The 16734-nt window shown below is 54.2% G+C and carries 13 protein-coding genes; 1 reads left to right on the forward strand and 12 read right to left on the reverse strand.

What is annotated here, in order from left to right; all coding sequences use genetic code 11:
* Positions 1–241: 241 nt before the first annotated feature.
* From rlmN to ACK5LI_RS17195, 5 genes are all read right to left on the reverse strand, one after another.
* Entirely contained in the window at positions 242–1309 is a 1068-nt protein-coding gene (rlmN, locus tag ACK5LI_RS17175) for a 23S rRNA (adenine(2503)-C(2))-methyltransferase RlmN (RefSeq protein WP_416951647.1), read from the reverse strand.
* Positions 1310–1488: 179 nt separating this feature from the next.
* Entirely contained in the window at positions 1489–2811 is a 1323-nt protein-coding gene (locus ACK5LI_RS17180; RefSeq protein ID WP_416951649.1) for an HD domain-containing protein, read from the reverse strand.
* Positions 2812–2925: 114 nt separating this feature from the next.
* Positions 2926–4206, reverse strand: a complete 1281-nt coding sequence (locus ACK5LI_RS17185; protein WP_416951651.1) for a dihydroorotase — start codon at positions 4204–4206, stop codon at positions 2926–2928.
* The gene (locus ACK5LI_RS17190) at positions 4206–5162 is read right to left on the reverse strand and encodes an aspartate carbamoyltransferase catalytic subunit (protein ID WP_416951653.1); all 957 of its coding nucleotides are present in this window, start codon (positions 5160–5162) and stop codon (positions 4206–4208) included. The genes ACK5LI_RS17185 and ACK5LI_RS17190 overlap by 1 nt, the downstream gene beginning before the upstream one ends.
* A 48-nt stretch (positions 5163–5210) precedes the next feature.
* Complete coding sequence (locus tag ACK5LI_RS17195; RefSeq protein ID WP_416951719.1) at positions 5211–6437, reverse strand: amidohydrolase family protein; 1227 nt, start codon at positions 6435–6437, stop codon at positions 5211–5213.
* A gap of 633 nt (positions 6438–7070) precedes the next feature.
* On the opposite strand from ACK5LI_RS17195, the gene ACK5LI_RS17200 reads away from it, so the two are divergent.
* A complete protein-coding gene (locus ACK5LI_RS17200; RefSeq protein ID WP_416951655.1) occupies positions 7071–7892 on the forward strand; it encodes a WcbI family polysaccharide biosynthesis putative acetyltransferase in 822 nt (273 codons plus the stop codon).
* Positions 7893–8086: 194 nt separating this feature from the next.
* On the opposite strand, the gene amrB is transcribed toward ACK5LI_RS17200, so the two are convergent.
* The 7 genes from amrB to ACK5LI_RS17235 form a co-directional block, all read right to left on the reverse strand.
* Positions 8087–9034, reverse strand: a complete 948-nt coding sequence (gene amrB, locus ACK5LI_RS17205; RefSeq protein WP_416951657.1) for an AmmeMemoRadiSam system protein B — start codon at positions 9032–9034, stop codon at positions 8087–8089.
* Positions 9035–9070: 36 nt separating this feature from the next.
* Positions 9071–12637, reverse strand: coding sequence for a tetratricopeptide repeat protein (locus ACK5LI_RS17210; RefSeq protein WP_416951659.1), 3567 nt, complete (start codon positions 12635–12637; stop codon positions 9071–9073).
* A gap of 257 nt (positions 12638–12894) precedes the next feature.
* On the reverse strand, positions 12895–13920 hold the full coding sequence (locus ACK5LI_RS17215) for a sigma-54 interaction domain-containing protein (RefSeq protein WP_416951661.1): 1026 nt from the start codon (positions 13918–13920) through the stop codon (positions 12895–12897).
* Positions 13921–14063: 143 nt separating this feature from the next.
* On the reverse strand, positions 14064–14441 hold the full coding sequence (locus tag ACK5LI_RS17220) for a flagellar basal body rod C-terminal domain-containing protein (RefSeq protein WP_416951663.1): 378 nt from the start codon (positions 14439–14441) through the stop codon (positions 14064–14066).
* A 177-nt stretch (positions 14442–14618) separates the two neighbouring features.
* Positions 14619–15389: a GTP cyclohydrolase FolE2 gene (gene folE2, locus ACK5LI_RS17225; RefSeq protein ID WP_416951665.1), complete on the reverse strand. Its 771-nt coding sequence runs from the start codon at positions 15387–15389 to the stop codon at positions 14619–14621.
* Positions 15390–15502: 113 nt separating this feature from the next.
* Complete coding sequence (gene nikR, locus ACK5LI_RS17230; protein WP_416951667.1) at positions 15503–15922, reverse strand: nickel-responsive transcriptional regulator NikR; 420 nt, start codon at positions 15920–15922, stop codon at positions 15503–15505.
* 78 nt (positions 15923–16000) lie between these two features.
* A complete protein-coding gene (locus ACK5LI_RS17235; protein ID WP_416951669.1) occupies positions 16001–16702 on the reverse strand; it encodes a class I SAM-dependent methyltransferase in 702 nt (233 codons plus the stop codon).
* Positions 16703–16734 lie beyond the last annotated feature (32 nt).

Raw genomic sequence — 16734 nt, forward strand, 5'->3', positions numbered from 1 at the left:
GTAAGATGGCATAACGGCAAGCGGTGTCGGCTGATTCTCCATACCCTGCTAGCCTTTCGGGTGTATTCCTGAACTGTCTGGTCGAGCAAACCGTCTAGCTGGTCAGATGCCGTAGTCGTAATGTAAGCGGCTTAAAAAAATCCCCCTGAAGCGTACATGCGCCTCAGGGGGAATCAATATATGCATAGACAGGAACAGGTGTGCAGGACGGTGCGGAAAACAAAAGCTGATCGTGCTGAAACTATTCTGCGCCTTCTGCTTCAGTTTTTTCGGCAGCCTTCAATTGTCCGCAGGCGGCTTTAATGTCTGCCCCTTTGCTTTTGCGAATGATGGCAGTGATGTTTTTTGACCACAGATACTTTTCAAATGCCAGAATGCGTTCTTCTGTAGGGGCCTTGTACGGGTCGCTTTCATCACCGGACGGGTTGTAAACAATCAGGTTAAGCTTGCCTTTGGTTTGTGCAAGCAGCCTGACAAGTTGTTTGGCATGCTCAAGAGAATCATTCACATCGCCAAGCAATAAGTACTCAAAGGTAATGCGCTCGCGTGTTTTCAGCGGGTAATTGCGCAGTGCATCGATGAAATCGCCAAGTTCCCAACGGGCAGCCTTGGGCATAATCTGCGCCCTGAGTTCCTGCGTAGGTGCGTGCAACGACACGGCCAGAAAGGCGAGTCCGCTTTCGCCCAGCTCACGAAGTCCCTCAGGATTGACGCCGCAGGTGGATACCGTGATACGGCGTGGCGAAAATAGCAGACCGAAGTCGCTGTTCAGCGTCTGCAGGCTGCGCATTACTTCATTCAGGTTCAGCAGCGGCTCGCCCATGCCCATGAAGACAAGATTACGCAAGATAGGTCTTTCTGCCACGTCATTCAGGTATTCACGGGCAACCAGTACCTGCCCGAGAATTTCAGACATGGTCATGTTACGCTCAAAGCCCAGCGTACCGGTAGCGCAGAAAGTGCATCCCATGGCACAGCCCACCTGACACGAAAGACACTGGGTCAGCCTGCCCTGAGAACCGGGAATGAGCACGGTTTCTATCAGCGCCCCGTCAGCAAGCCGCAACAGAAATTTAGTCGTGCCGTCCTGACTTACTTGTGTTTTGACCATTTCCGGCCAGGTTATATGGGCACGTTCTTTCAGCAGCGCGCGGGTCTGCTTTGATACGTTGGTCATCTGGTCAAAATCGCGCACATATTTGTTCCACAGCCACTGCCAGATCTGGCGGGCGCGGAATTTTTTTTCGCCGAGCTCGTGTACGAGAAACTTTTCAAGCTCTTCAAATGTCAGGTTCAGAATGTCAACCATGACTGGTTCTCCGGTGAATAAACTGGCCGCGTAACACTTTGTTTCCGTTTAAGATAGCACATAGTTGCCATTTCGCCAAAAGCGGAACAGTGCAGAATATGGTGTAGTATGAATGCGGCTGCGACTGGGGGAATATAGGAAGAAGGGCCGGAAGGGGAACCCCTCCGGCCCGATTTTTTTTAATGAGGCGAACGTTCGCTGTACGTTTTCACGAACTGGATAGCGTCCTTGGTGTCTGTAACTTCGCCTGTAACCTGCGCTTTCAGCAGGGCATCGCGGATTACACCCACATAAGGACCGGGTTTGAGTCCGGTGAATTCCATGATTTCGTTACCGTTCAACAGCGGTTCCAGCATCTGCTCAGGCGTTTCTGCACGCTCAAGGTACTTCATATTGTGGTTGAAGTGCGTGTAGTTGCCGTCACGTGCTTTTATGTCGGCACGGGCGATTTCGATCAGACGGGGGTATTCGTCAAGCGCCTTGAAGCGGCGGATACCTTTGTCTGTCAGCATGAAGTGGAAACGCATGTGGTGGCGGACAAGGTGGCAGATAATGTCGATGTCTTCCGGCAGGAAGTGCAGACGACGCAGAATCTTACGTGTTACCTTGGCTCCGATGCGATGATGCTGATAGAACGTCCATTTACCGTTATAGTATTCAGCCGCGTACAGCTTGCCCACATCGTGGAACATGGTGGCAACAGTGCCTAACCAGTCAAACGGCAGTTCTTCGGGGTAGCGGCGCATGCACTCGATGGTGTGATCAAGTACAGTTTCTTCACCTGCTTCAGGTGTACGCAGGTGGCTGATGCGCGAGAGTGCTGCCAGTTCGGGAATAAGGCCGTGCAGCATCATGGAATCAAACATCAGCTGCACGAACTTGTACATGTTCTCGGCTTCGACCTTGCGCCATTCATCCATGATGTCGGTAACGGGCACGTAGTCGAGGATGCGGCTTGCGCTGCGAACAATGGCCATCCACGAGTTCGGCTCGATGGGCAGGTCAAAGTTTGCGGCAATGCGCATGGCGCGTACGCCAAGCACATAAGAACGCCTGAGTGTTTCGTCGGGCACACCTTCAAAGCGAACGGTACCGCCCGAGAAATCAGCAAAACCGTGATAGGTTTCTGCCGAGCTGGGAATAAACGGACAAGCCAGCGAAGACGGCAATGCCCCCTTTGCTTCCATCCGGCGCAGCATGCTGGGAGTCACGCGGGAGAGCGTGGCTTCAGGATGCGACGAATCGTCAGTGTCGGTATGATAGAAGCGGAAGAGGGTATCACCTTCCCGCAGAATGCCTACAACACCTTCCTCATTGGACAGTTCAAGACCGGGAAAAATCTTGCCGAGCTCGGTGTAATCAGGCTCACAGGCGATATCTACTTCGAGGCAATCCTGGTCTATCAGTTCAGACTGTAACTGGGTGTTAACCACATAGGCGTCGTACCCGTTACGCATTATGGCCTTGCAGATGCCGATAGCATCCTTGAAGGGCTGGGTCATTCTTCCTCCTTATGCATACGCCGACTAGCGGCGGAAACGCTGTTCGTTCAGGCAATGCATTTCAAGCTAACCGCCTGTTGTCAAGCCGGAACAGGCGGAAAAAACAAATTACCGTTATACGATTTTGTGTCCGCCCATCCAATGAGACGTGACCTTACCCGCAAGCTTCCAACCGGTAAAGGGTGTGTTTTTGCCTTTGGAGTGCATAGTTTCAGGGCCTACAACCCATTCCTGAGCCGGATCAAACAGGAAAAAGTCAGCCGGATCGCCATGCGTGAAGCGGTTTACAGGCAGGCGGAACAGCCCGCCCGGTGCATGGCACCACAAGCGGATCATGTCTTCTTCCTTAAACAGCCCTTCCTGTATCAGACGCCACGAAAGCGCTACCGCGGTATCAAGGCCGGAGATGCCGTTGGGGGCTTCGTCCAGCGGAGTTTCTTTTTCGTGCGCGGCGTGGGGAGCATGGTCGGTTACCATTATGTCTATGGTTCCGTCCTGCACTGCGCGGCGCATAGCAGCCACATCATCAGGCGTGCGAAGCGGAGGATTAACCTTGGCTGCTGTGGAATACTGCTCCAAAGCCACATCATCCAGCAGCAGGTAGTGCGGGCAGGTTTCTGCCGTAACTTTTACGCCGCGGCTTTTGGCCCAGGCGATAAGTTCCACAGACTGGCGGCAGCTGATGTGGGCAAGGTGCACCGGAATGTCGAGATATTCGGAAAGCAGTATGTCACGTGCAACCTGAACTGATTCTGCCACGACAGACTGACCTTTTACGCCCATGCGTCCGCTGGTTACGCCTTCGTTCATGTGCGTACCGCGTGCAAGGGTAGGGTCTTCGCAGTGGTCGATGATGATTTTGCCGAAATCAGCCGCATACTCCATGCAGCGGCGGAACATCTCTGCGCCGCCTACAGGCAGGCCGTCGTTGGAAAATGCTACGCAGCCGGCTGCGGCCAGCTCGCCCATGGGGGCCAGTTCTTCGCCTTTCAGCCCTTTGGTAGCGGCACCCACAGGATGTACGCGCGGGCCGTGAGGCCATGACTTTCGGGCGCGTTCCAGCATGAGCTCAGTAACAGACGTATCATCGTTAACGGGCTTGGTGTTCGCCATGGGCAGCACAGCGCCAAAACCGCCATGGGCGGCTGCGGCTAGGCCGGACTCCACATCTTCCTTGTACTCGAAACCGGGCTCGCGCAGGTGCACGTGGCAGTCGATGAAGCTGGGAAAGACAATCTGCCCTTTGGCGTCAAATATTTCTGCACCGGCAGGGGCTGCATTATTGTCGTGGTCGGCTACAGAGGCAATACGTCCGCCGGATACGGTGATATCAACGGCACGCCCGAGAAGGAGTGCATTGGATACAAATAATGTTTGTGCGGTCTGTTCGGACATTAGCGGTCTCCTTCGTCTTTGCGGGTTGCGTGAAGGAAAAGAATGGCCATGCGGGTGGCTACACCGGACGCAACCTGATCAAGCACAAGGCTCTGCGGTGCATCGGCAAGAGCGGAGGAGATCTCCACGCCGCGGTTCATGGGGCCGGGGTGCAGTACTTTTACGTCCGCTGCGGCTTCTTTCAGGTGGTCAAGGCCAAGGCAGTAACGGTTTGCGTATTCGCGCAGGTCCGGCAGAAGCCCTGCCTGCTGGCGTTCAAGCTGCAGCCGCAGCGCCATGACAGCATCAACACCCTGCACGGCTTTTTTCAGGTTGTCATATATTTCCGCAGGCCACGTATGGACACCGGCAGGCAGTAATGTGCGGGGTGCGCACAGGCGCACTTTTGCTCCCAGCTTGGTCAGCAGGTGCACGTTGGAGCGTGCAACGCGGCTATGGGCGATGTCGCCCAGAATAAGTACTGTTTTGCCCTCAAATTGTCCCTTCCATGCGCGGTTAAGCGAAAAGGAATCCAGCAGGGCCTGTGTGGGGTGCGCATGCCAGCCGTCACCACCGTTAACGATGGCGCAGTCCAGCCGTTCGGCAAGAAATTGCGCGGCACCGCTGGAGGTATGCCTGATAACGATGACGTCAGGCGACATGGCCTGCAGTGTCAGGGCAGTGTCTTTCAGACTTTCGCCTTTAACTAAGCTGGAGCCGGATTTTGCCAGCGAAAACGTGTCTGCCGAAAGACGCTTGCCCGCCATGTCAAAGGAGGTCTTTGTGCGCGTGCTGGGCTCTGCAAAAAAGAGCACCACGGTTCTGCCTTTCAGCGTGGGAACCTTTTTCACGGGGCGCTGGTTGATCTCATGAAACTGTCCGGCAAGGTCAAGCAGATGCATTACATCAGCTTTAGAAAGCTGCGTAACGTCCAGCAGGTCTTTATGGGGCCAGATGTATCGTTCTTGGTGTTGCATTGTCTTCCGGTCTCATTGCGGGATGTGTATCCCGGTTCGTGCCCGCGGCTATGCGGGGCAAAGGTCGTCGGGCAATACCGCCCAGCGCGCCTGCATTCCTGCGGCTATGGCGCCCATATGCGTAAGCCCCAGCGCCTGAGCGCCGTTGGCGGTAAGCATAGGCAGCAGCTCATCGGGGCCAAGCCCTTGCCAGTCGCGCAGTGCGCGGGCTTCGTTCCATAAATTCAGGTCGTGGTTTGAGGCCAGACTGTCTGTACCAAAGCACAGCAGCAATCCGGCCTGCATAAATTTGTGTACCGGCGCGTCTCCGGTGCCGATGGCTCTGTTGCTGCGCGGGCACAGACATACCGCAGTGCCGCTTTGCGAGAGCATGGCAATATCATCATCGTTGCAATGCACGCAGTGCACGGCCAGCGTGCCTGTTCCTAACAGTCCCAGCGCGTGGGCATGGGCTACGGGCGTGCAGCGGGGAGGAGTGTAATCCGGCGGTAAAACGCGTACGGAAAGAAGTTCTTTAAAGTCGCCGGTGCCGTCTGCAAGCATCTGCACTTCGCCCTCGTGTTCAGCAAGATGCATGGAATACGGCTTGCCGTTGGCAATGCACCAGTTTTTTGCAAGCGCAAGCAAGCGCGGATGGGTGGAATAGAGCGCATGGCCGGCAGGGGCGGCATGGCTGAGGGCTTCTTGCGGCAGCATTTTTGCGGTTGCGGGCCACAGCATATCTTCCAGCGGAGCCGTAAATTTGTGCCCGAAGCATTCAAGCAGCAGATGGTACGAAAGGTTTGCTTCGGCAGCGCACTCTGCCACCAGAGCAGGAGCCCGACTGGTAATATCTGCAACATGGGCCGTGCCTGTGCTGTGCATAAAAGTGACAGCGTCGGTAATCGCCTGTCTGTCAGGTGTCATGTCCTGCCTGATCATATGCCCGACCCATTCGGTAAAGCCTTGCCCGAGGCGTGTTTTGCCGCCAAGGTGGCTTAACTCTATATGGTTGTGGCAGTTGATGAGGCCCGGAACCAGCGTAACATCGCCAAGGTCCTGCAAGGGGATATCCGCACGGCGCTTGAACTCGGCATACGATTCTACAGCGACAATAGTATCCTGCTGCACAATAATAACCCCGTCTTCGAAAACGGGACGGGGTGTGGAAGCAAAGCCTGAAAATTGCTGATATTTGGGAGAGGCGCCGGTGGAAAATGGTGTAGCGGCAGCGGCAGCCAGCCGCTTTTCGGTCATGGTTATGATGCGTTTCGCTCGGAAAGCGGTAAGTTTCATCACCGGAAAAGCCTTGTTTATTCTGGTCGTTGAAGTGCGCTGTGCAGGTTTTCGGCAATGGGTAAACAGCCGCAACCTGACGCTGCCAGCGCGCTACAAAGCAGGATACCTTGTTGCGCGACGCTTGTACACTGTGCGGGGGCAGAGGTAAAGTGCGTAAATATGAGCACCACAAGAATCAAAATCCCCGTTTTATAATGATGGCAAAGAGTCTGTTTAACTGCATGGATAGAACCGTGTCTGCCGCGAATAGATATTTCCTTATGTTTTTTGTGATGTGTTGCAGTGTCTCAAATGGTTCACATAGTACGCGGGGCATTCTCCCGTTGCAGAAATTGTAGGGTGCGGCATATCGGCAAGTGGTGCCTGTGCGGATGTATTTATGAAGACGCGGGGACAGTGAAGTATATTGAAATGTTGAGAGATCCAGATGAGGCTATTGTGCCGGCAAGCTGTGTGGGGTACTTTTTTCAGATTACGTTATGCCGGACCAACACTGTGCGCTCGCAGAGCCTGATTACAAGGGGATGTGAGTACACATGGTATTATATTAATGATGCAGACTACTGCGTGGCAGCTATTAAAAAAATTCCGGCCCTTGCCGGATGGGCTGTAGTGCCATAGATAGTCAGTATGCAAAAGGAATTATGCCTCATCCACGCCAACTGTCAGGGCGACCCTCTGGCTACACTGCTTATGGCGTCACCTGCTTTTGCCAGACGTTTTGAAATTCGCAAGTATACCAACTACCAGCGCGAACCCATTGCGCCGCATGAACTTTCGTCATGTACGGTTTTTTTGTACCAGCACCTTGGTGAAAAATGGGCGGAACATGCTTCCGGTCACCTGCTGGGAATGGTGAATCCTTCCGCTCAGGTGCTGCGCCTGCCGAATATGTTTTTCAAGGGGTACTGGCCGCTGTGGACCAACCAAAGCCCCAGTGAGTTCGGCGATATATTTCTGGACCACCTGATCGATATGGGACTGGAAAAAAAAGAGATTCTTTATGTCTACCTGAATACGGACCTTACAAAAAAGTACGACTTAGGTGCCAGCCTTGCAGACTCGCTGGCTGTGGAACGCGATAAGGAAGCTGAAACAGTTGTTCAGACGGTGGACATGGTGGAAGCACTGTGGCGTGATGAGATGCTTTTTAACACCATTAACCATCCGGGGCGTAAGCTGCTATTGCATATGGCGGACGGTGTGCTTGGTGCGTTGGGCTTTCCTCCGTTGTCCCCCGCCGCGCGAAATGCTTTTGCTGACCCGTACCCTGAATTTATCCTTCCCATCCATCCGCAGGTAGCCGCGTATCATGGTCTGCCATTCGGCGTTGAAGACTGGCTGTTTCCGGTGTTCGGCAAGCAGAAGACGTTTGCCCAGTATGCGGAACATTACGTGGACTGCCGCCTGTTGGGAATTGAAAGCCTGAGCGCGTATCTGCATCTGGTGTGAGGTTGCACGAGGTTAAGGCGGAGGGCGTGAGTGAACAGATTGGTAAGCGTCCAACCAGCCTTGTGTTATGCACGCAACGTATTGATATGGGGCAGACGCGAATCTGCCTTGGAGCAGGCAATACGTCAGCTCGGGAATCGGGCAGAAAATTACCCTGCTGTATCCGGTGCTTTTAAAAAAACTATTAAGGCGCCCTACGGCCAGTCTACCAATGCACCTGCATAGCCGACCACATTGCTTTCATCGCCTGTAATGTCACCTGATGTCGCATAGCGGGTAAGAGTGGCCCGGGTAGCACCAAGGATGCGACACGCAACCATTGCGGCGGTCATGGGCAACACTCCGCACATGGATATATTATGTTGCCGGACCGTGTTGTACAACCCTTCCGGATTAAGTGCCGCTACCTGTTCCAGAGCCATACTGTCCAGCCGTTCTGCTTCCTTGCGGGATTCAAAGTGCGTCATATCAGAGCTGACAACCATGCTGATCCTGCGTTCCTTTTGTTCTTTGCCGTCTTCCTGTTCCTGACTTGTTGTCCGGCCATCTGCGGCTTGCCGGAATTCATCGCGGCCGGCATTTTGGCTGATAATGGCGGCGATTGCTTCACCCACCGAGCGCAAGGAGCCCGGTGTAGAATCACCTATGGCAACGGGCACGATTTGCAGGTCAGGAACGCACAGCAGCAGAAAAGGCAACAGCACTTCCAGCGAATGTTCGCCCAGATGAGCTTGTGTATCAGGTCGGGCCTGCGGGCAGATGCCGCATAATTCCGCAGCAAGGGATGCATCAACCGGAACATCGCCCAGCGGAGTGCGCCATGCACCCTCGGGCCAGACGGAGACACCGGCGCCTCTTCCTGTATGATTGGGACCAAGCAGAAATATTGTTTTTGGCAGGTTGGCTTGCCCGAGAGTATATCCGGCAACGCCGCCGGAAAAAATGTATCCGGCATGCGGTGCCATGGCGAGCAGTGTCGGCTTCCGGCGTTTTTCCGGAGCATCCTGCAGGCAGGCTTTGACCATGCGTGTAAGTTCCGCAGGATTGGCGGGATAAAACCTGTCAGCCACAACGGGCTGGCGGACAAGTGCGTTACCTGACGTGTTGTCTGAAGATGTGCCTTGTTGGCGGGCTGTAGTCATGATTCAGCTCCGGCAAGGTAATTGGTGTGTGACAGATTACAGACGGCCGGTGGGCGAAAATTGTGCTGCGTCCTGCGACAGCTCATGCGACCGCAGCTCCGATGCAGCCATGCGACCATACAACGACTGCGGGTTCTTGTCGCGCAGTTCAGTCAGAATGGTGCGCCACTGCTCCACGTCTGCCGTCTTCTTATACAGCCGCGCCAGACGATAGCGCAAGGCAGGGTAGTCCACATCGCCGGGAGTCACGTATTCTGCGTACTGGCGTCCCCAGTCCAGTGCTTCCTGCGCACGGCCCGAGCTTTCGGTGATATCCATCAGCATACCGAGCAGGTCTTTGATCTTTGCATTGTCGGCCTGTTCGGGGTTCTTTTCCGCCATTTCGGTAAAGTTGCGCAATGCCCCTTGCGCCTGCCTGTACGCTTCTGGCAGATCGCGGCGTTGCTCCGCATCACGCGCAAGGAAGTACAGCGTATAGGCCTCTTCACTTTGCGGGACATCTTCATCTACGTTCAGGCGCTTCCAAAGTGCAACCGCCTGTTCGGAGTTACCTGTGTTTTCCAGCGCCAGTGCGCTTGCATAATCAAGCTGGCGTTGTGCGTCCGGACTTAAATCCCACAGTTCTATGCGTCGGGCGAGATCTTTGATTTTGTCCCAGTCTTCGTGCTTCAGATAAATGGAAAGTGCCAGCTTAAGCGCCATTTCGCTGTACTTGGGCACTTTTAAGCCGCGGAAAAACGGGTCAATGACTTCAAGAGCTTTGGCTGGTTCATTCCGTTGCTCCATACTCATGCCAAGTGCAATACGGCTTTCGGGCGTCAGCTCGCCTTCCTGTCCGCGCACGATGGGGTACTGGTCCCACACCTGCATGATGCGGGCGTAGTTGCTCTGTTCAATATTATCCGCAACCAGCATGTTAAATGCTTTCATGGCAACTTCACGCGCACGGGGCATCAGTTCGCCACCGGGGAACTTGGTGGCGAATTCCGTGGCAGTGGTCATGGCCTCGGGGTATTGCCTGTTCCACAGATACCACATGGCCAGCTTTACCTGCGCCAGAGGCGCAAGTTCGCTTTGCGGATGCTCGTTGATGATTTTCTGGTAAATATCACGGGGGCGCAGCGAAAAAGGCCTGTCGAAAACAGTAAACATATCCCCGATACTGGGCGTATCGTAAATGCCTTCTTCGGCAAGGCGCATCAGCGCAATCAATCCGCCGTCACGTTCAGGGAACTTACGGGCGGCTTCTTCGTATACTTCACGGGCGGCATCTTTTTTATCCTGTTGCAGATAAATATCGCCAAGGCGTGCCAGAATCAGGTCGGCTTCATCGCCGTCCGGATCAATGTTGTAGTATGTCCAGTAGTGCACGCGGGCTTTTTCATACTCCTTCATACGATAGGCTACGTCACCCATCATGTTCAGGAACGGGGGATACTCCACATAAAAACGGGGCCAGCGCTTTTCGATATAGTCAACAATCTGGTACGCCTGATCGTAGTATCCCAGACGATATAAGGCGCGGGCAAGACCGACTGATGATTCGCGTACGAAACGGGAGTCCGGATGGTTCTGCACCACAAACTGGAATTGGTCGGCAGCTTTCTGGTACTGCCCGTTGTTGAAAAAGTGATCGCCCCAGTAATAGTAAATGAGGGGGATATTCTCGTCTGTGGGGTGCTCGCGCTTTAAGAGGTTGAAGTAGGCTTCTGCTTCACGGGTATTGCCGATTTTCAGGTTCACCAGCCCCATGCGCAACAATGCACCGGGGATGCGGGCCGATTTCAGGTTAAAGTTCATGGCCTCGGTAAGCGCGCTGGTAATCTCGTCGTAGCTTGCCAGCAGGTCATCTTTGCCTATCGAATACAGTACGTCGCTCAGCAGGTAGAGCACTTCTTCACGTTGCTCCGGCTCAAGATCGTTGCGGCGGCGCAGTTCTCTAAGCGTTTCCAGAGCAGCTTTCTGCTCGCCGTTATTGATGGCGGCTTTGGCACGGAACAACAACTCTGCAGGCGTAGGCGGCGGCTCAACAGGGTTGCCGTCTTCGTCCACATAGACGACTTCTTCCTCAACTTTGGGTTCCTTAGTGCCGGATACTTTTTCAAGTTCAAGCGGAGAAACCTGTATGTCACTTCCTGCAGCGGCTGATGCGTTGCCTGCCTGCAGGTCGGGCGCGGGTGATTCGGGGTAGGGCATAGCGCTACGCTCTTCACCGCTGATGGCACCTGCTGCGCTGTCGCCCGCATCGGCAAGGTGGCCTGCAGCATCTGGCGACTGTTGTACTTTTTGACGCAACGCGTCCTGAACCGTTCCGGTGGCGGGCTGGCTGCCGGCGGCAACCGTCGGTTTCGCCTGTTCCGGCTGCTGCATCTGCTGAGCAGGTTCCTGTTGCACTGGTTCGGCAGTAGCTTGCGGCACGGCGGAATCCGTTATGGTTCCCTTCACTGCAGGAGCAGTTCCAGTTTCGTCCAGATATGGGGTACTTTCAGGCCCTATGACACCGCGTACGGCATTGCTGCTGTGCTGGGCGGCCTGTCTGGGCTGCGCAATTTCAGCCTGAGGCAGAATTTCAACGGGTAGCGTCAGTTTGGGGGGAACAGGCTTCCATGCTTCCGGTCCGCCTGTGTTGATGCGTGAACGGAACGTGTAAGGAACGGAAAAAAACGGCTTGGGAGCATCTGCAACCGTGCTGTTGTCAGCACCAGAGTTGGCACTTTCATGTTGCAGGGTAGCGGGCAACTGGTTTTGTCCGGAGTTTTGTCCGGACATTTGCATCGGGCTGCTGCTGTTACTGCCTGCCAGATTAAGTTGGTCAGAGAGTTGTCCTGCCAGTTCACCGGAAAATTTTTGCGCGGCTTTTATCAGGTTGTCAGCTGCGCTTTGCAGGGCAGGTCTGTCATCCAGTGTTTCTTCAGCCACCTTGGGTGTTGTTCTGGTGGCAGCAGGTGGCTGAACAACTGGCTGCTGAGCTTTAGGCTTGTTCGCTTGTGCCGGAACAGTACGCGTTGCGGTTTGTACCTGCGAAGGTGTTTTCTGCTGCGGAGTCGTATCTGCAGCCTGAGTACGGGGCGCGGGCTGCTGCGCCGCTGTGCTTTGTGATTTTGCCGTAGGCTTGACAGGCGGTTTGGCAGAAGTAGCGGCTGCTGTAGGGACAGGTTCTTTTTTTGCTGTGCCTGCAGGTCGCCATAGTGCACCGATAGGGTCGGAGAAAAAGTCTACGACAAGTTTGTTGCCTTGCTGCGGCAGTACAATATAGCCGAAGGCGTCTGTGCGGGTGTCAATGGATATGGTGTTGCCGGAAGACGTCACGTTGCCCAGCAAGGAGGCTGTACCGGTTGCGGGACTTTCCGCGCTTTTTTGCACTTGCTCCGGTGCAGGCAGCAGTACGGTCAGACGGCGTTTTCCGGTACGCGATACGGAAGAAGGCCCCACAGGTCTGTCCAACTCGATAACCAGTCGCTCTTTATCGGGATGGGAACCCCAATACCATGTGGCAGCATTGCCCTGAGAGGGCAGCAGAAAAAGGGCCAAAATAAAGGCCGAAAGAAACCGGACTGTACCGGAAATTGTGCTGCTGCGGATCACACCCTTCTCTTTTGCCATATTCCATAACCGGCGGAACATGTCCGGCGGTAGCGTGTGGTGCTGTGGTGTCAGCGGAAAACAAGTATTGCAACGAGACAGCGGAGCGTAAGCTGCCGTGTCCTAATGTGAAGGTGCAAAAGCCGTGCAATTGACAGTTGCGGCCTACTTATTCCTTATCGTAAGCATTTCCCGCCTGCTGTGTATACAGCGCCGGACGGCAGGAACTGCTTTTGATTGTACACTGTTGCATAATCTGTATCGGCAGAGTTGCCGGATTACTTATCCATCTGACGTTTTTTTAGCTTTTCGATCAGCGTGGTACGTTTTACCCCCAGAATTTCTGCGGCCTGATTTTTGACGCCATCCGCCTGATCCAAAGCTTCCAGCAGCAGTCGCTCTTCTATGGTGTCCAGAAATTGCTTCAGGTCCATATCGCGCTTTTGCATATCTTCGATTTTCGGCCATGCAAAGCCCATCGGAACAGCCGCAGGTTCCGGCATGACAATTTCCGGCAGGTCTGTAATATCGCCTACTTCATCGAGAATCTTTTGAGGCAGGTCATACGGCTGGATGCAGTCGTCATCACATAGAATGCTGAGGCGCTCCATGAAGTTTTCCAGCTCACGCACGTTGCCGGGCCATGGATAGGCCGCAAAAATACGCCGGATGGTCTCATCCAGCTTCAGTGTAGGCCGCTCTTTACTTTTGCAGAATTTGACCAAGAAGTGTTCTGCCAGTAGCAGAATGTCCGCACCGCGGTCGCGCAGAGGCGGCAGGTGCAGCGGAATCACATTCAGACGGTAATACAGGTCTTCACGGAAGCGGCCTGCCCGCACTTCTTCTTCCAGATTGCGGTTGGTGGCTGCAATGATGCGCACATCCACTTTGCGGATGGAAGTGCCGCCGACACGCTCGATCTCTTTTTCCTGCAGCACACGGAGAATTTTGACCTGAAGCGTCAGGTCCATTTCACCAATTTCATCCAGAAAAATTGTGCCGCCGTCAGCTACTTCAAAGCGGCCTGGGCGGGTACGGATGGCGTGAGTGAAAGCACCTTTTTCATGGCCGAACAGTTCGGATTCAAGCAGCTCTCTGGGAATGGCACCGCAGTTGATGGGAACGAAGGGCTTATCTGCGCGCTGGCTGTTCATGTGCAGCGCACGGACAAGGAGCTCCTTGCCGGTGCCGGATTCGCCGGTTACCAGCACGGTGCTGTCAGTGGGGGCCACTTTTGCCAGTATACGAAAAACATCTCTCAGCGATGAGCTTTGGCCGATAATGCCGCCGGTGTTAAGCTCCATTGAGCCTCCGAACCCGCGTGGTTGCAGCGGGGAAGTAGAATCACAAGTATCACCTCTTTGCGTGTCAAAAACATGACGCAAAGTCAACTCAAATCTGAAAAAATCATGGAAATCTGGGGAGCAAGAAACATCTCTGGCTGTGGTCAGATCATTTCATCTATGAACGTGCCTATCATTTCGTCCTGAGCGCGGATCGCTGCCGCATTGGCTTCATACGCGCGCTGGTTTTCAATCATGTTTACAGTTTCACGGGCGATGTCTGTTTCGCTGGCGTTTCTCAACTCGTCCGCGTGCTGCATGTCTGCTGTCTGAATGCGCTCCTGTTGCAGCCGCCGCATGGCCTCAGACTCTTGCTGGCGCCTGATATCGGCAACACGGACTCCTTCGCCCTCGGGTCCTGTTTCCAGAACGGTCCTGCTGGGTTGAAAATTGTCCGTATTAACGTTGGCAATATTGTTTGCCGTCACTGCCTGCCGGACAGAAAAGGCATTCAGTGCCTGGAGGTTGCTTTCAATACGCATGGTTCGGGCCTCCTCTGCACAGAGTATAGCCATGGCTTTGCAGTTTGTCGATGTACCTTATGCAGCATGTTGATTATAAAAGAAGTGTTCGTCCGCAACGTTGTTGCGTTTTGTAATGTATAAAAAAACGCGGGCTAAACAGCCCGCGTTTGATGCCAGCAAAAACGCGGCAGCCTTTTACAGATGCTTTTCAATGCGTGCAAAGGCGCTGTGATTATGAATGGATTCTATGCTTTCAACTTCAACGCGGAACCACGATACGCTGGGATGCTCTTCGAGTTGATGCGCTGCATTGCGGACGACATCTTCAACAAATGTCGGGTTGGCAAAGGCATCTTCGGTAACGAATTTTTCATCTTCTCTTTTAAGCAATGTATATACGGGCGATGATGCCGAACGTTCTGCAAGCTCGATGAATTCTTCCAGCCAGCAGAATTCTTTCATCCGTAAAGATATGCGTACCATAGCCCGCTGACTGTGTGCGCCTTCGTCACTGATGGCTTTGGAACAGGGGCACACAGTCATTACAGGCACTTCCACATCAAGCAGCATGGAAGGTTTCCCGTCTGCCAGTTCGCCTGTCAGGCAGCACTGGTAGCTGACAAGTCCCGGGCATCCAGTCGCGGGAGCTTTTTTTGCGATGAAGTAGGGAAAACGGAAATGCACGTATGCTTTTCTGGCGTGCAGGCGTTCTTTCACATCTTCAAGCAGCCCTTTCATGGTGCGGTAATCAAGGTGTTCGTCCCAGTGTGCAAGCGCTTCGACAAAGCGGCTCATGTGCGTGCCTTTGAACTCGGCGGGCAGCTCTACACCGATATCCACCACGGCTACGGTATGCTGATGCCCGTTGGCTCTGTCACTGACGACAATGGGCAGGCGCAGTTCTTTAACGCCTACCGTGTCGATGGAAAGAGGGACTTGAGAAGGGCTGTTTTGTACGTCTTCCATTGTTCTTTTCAGGTTCCTGTCGGACAAGTTTACGTGCCGTAAAAGTTAATAAATGAAGACAGCCGCCAGATGCGGTTTTTAAAAAAAAGCGTGTTGAGTGCAGGCGGTAAGGATCAAGCCAGATCCTGTCCTGTTGTGGTCAGGCTCAGTTTGCCGTGCTTGACGCCGCGTGTCGACGTAAGCCGCTGGGCAAGGCTGCGCACACGCTCGGCAGCACCTTTAAGTACCAGCACCTCCAGACAGTTGTCGTGATCCAGATGTACATGAAGCGTAGTTATGATCAGGTCATGCTCGTCGTGCTGGATTTCTGTGAGCTTTTGCTGGAGATCACTTTTATGGTGATCGAACACCAGAGTCAGCGTTCCAGCAATATCGCGGCCGGTATCTTCCCATTCCTGCTGGACAAGGGTGTTGCGGATCAGGTCGCGTATGGCTTCTGAGCGGGTCTGGTAGCAGCGTTCGTCACAAAGGGCGTCGAACTTTTCCAACAGGTCGGAATCAAGGGAAACGCCGAATCTGATTGTCTGGCCCATAGGGGGTGCTCCTCGTGTGGTGCGTCCGTCTGATGATGCCTTTGTCTGCGTTGCGGCGGAAAAGGCAGTCTGCTTTTGTTAGTCGCGCACTGCGCCGCGGGTCAGCTCCCACAGGCGGACAGGTACGGGACATTTTTGCTCATATAATGCGGGGGTGGGGCGGTCTGCCAGCAGGCGCGACTGCCATCCGCGTTTTTGCAGAGCATTCTGGAAAAACTTGTACACGGTTCGGCCCGGTTCTGCCACCCACGCCCGTCCATTCGGAGCAAGAGCATATTCTATGCAGTTAAGCACCGGCTCGACAAAGCGTTTTTCGTACATAATATCGCCGCCCCACACCATATCCATACTGTGCTTTTGTATCGCAGGGGTACGCCAGTCCATGATGGTCCACAGGGGTGTGCTTCGGGGATCTATGCCGTTCAGGGTGGTGTTGCGCAGTGCAAAGTGCAGTGCCATGGGTTCATAGTCCATTCCGACTACCCTGGCCCCGATCCATGCCCCGACAAGCGCTGTCAGGCCGAGACCGCACCCCAGATCAAGGCAGGTCTTGCCTGCAAGTCTTTTCCGGTCAGCATGAATCTGCTCTGCCAGCGCAATGCTGGAGGGCCATAACTCAGTCCAGTAAGGCAGGCGTTCATCGCCGTCCAGATCGTCGTCTGTCATTGCCTGCCAGAGAGTTTCAAGATCGGCTGCCCGCTCCAGTGTCCATGTGCGGCCGCATACGGTAACGCTGACACTAGGGGTATAGCCTGAAAGTTGTGTAGTGGGTGTTTTCATGGTCCTCCGCAGGCACGGATTGTTACCTTATG

This window comes from Oleidesulfovibrio sp. (assembly GCF_047973035.1).
Classification (GTDB): domain Bacteria; phylum Desulfobacterota; class Desulfovibrionia; order Desulfovibrionales; family Desulfovibrionaceae; genus Oleidesulfovibrio.

Bases quoted from the DNA above. Each gene is read 5' to 3' on its own strand.
- amrB (WP_416951657.1), bottom strand. From the start codon at position 9,034: ATGACTACAGCCCGCCAACAAGGCACATCTTCAGACAACACGTCAGGT.
- nikR (WP_416951667.1), bottom strand. From the start codon at position 15,922: ATGGGCCAGACAATCAGATTCGGCGTTTCCCTTGATTCCGACCTGTTG.
- ACK5LI_RS17180 (WP_416951649.1), bottom strand. From the start codon at position 2,811: ATGACCCAGCCCTTCAAGGATGCTATCGGCATCTGCAAGGCCATAATG.
- ACK5LI_RS17185 (WP_416951651.1), bottom strand. From the start codon at position 4,206: ATGTCCGAACAGACCGCACAAACATTATTTGTATCCAATGCACTCCTT.
- ACK5LI_RS17215 (WP_416951661.1), bottom strand. From the start codon at position 13,920: ATGGAGCTTAACACCGGCGGCATTATCGGCCAAAGCTCATCGCTGAGA.
- ACK5LI_RS17210 (WP_416951659.1), bottom strand. From the start codon at position 12,637: ATGGCAAAAGAGAAGGGTGTGATCCGCAGCAGCACAATTTCCGGTACA.
- folE2 (WP_416951665.1), bottom strand. From the start codon at position 15,389: ATGGAAGACGTACAAAACAGCCCTTCTCAAGTCCCTCTTTCCATCGAC.
- ACK5LI_RS17195 (WP_416951719.1), bottom strand. From the start codon at position 6,437: ATGAAACTTACCGCTTTCCGAGCGAAACGCATCATAACCATGACCGAA.
- rlmN (WP_416951647.1), bottom strand. From the start codon at position 1,309: ATGGTTGACATTCTGAACCTGACATTTGAAGAGCTTGAAAAGTTTCTC.
- ACK5LI_RS17200 (WP_416951655.1), top strand. From the start codon at position 7,071: ATGCAAAAGGAATTATGCCTCATCCACGCCAACTGTCAGGGCGACCCT.
- ACK5LI_RS17190 (WP_416951653.1), bottom strand. From the start codon at position 5,162: ATGCAACACCAAGAACGATACATCTGGCCCCATAAAGACCTGCTGGAC.
- ACK5LI_RS17235 (WP_416951669.1), bottom strand. From the start codon at position 16,702: ATGAAAACACCCACTACACAACTTTCAGGCTATACCCCTAGTGTCAGC.
- ACK5LI_RS17220 (WP_416951663.1), bottom strand. From the start codon at position 14,441: ATGCGTATTGAAAGCAACCTCCAGGCACTGAATGCCTTTTCTGTCCGG.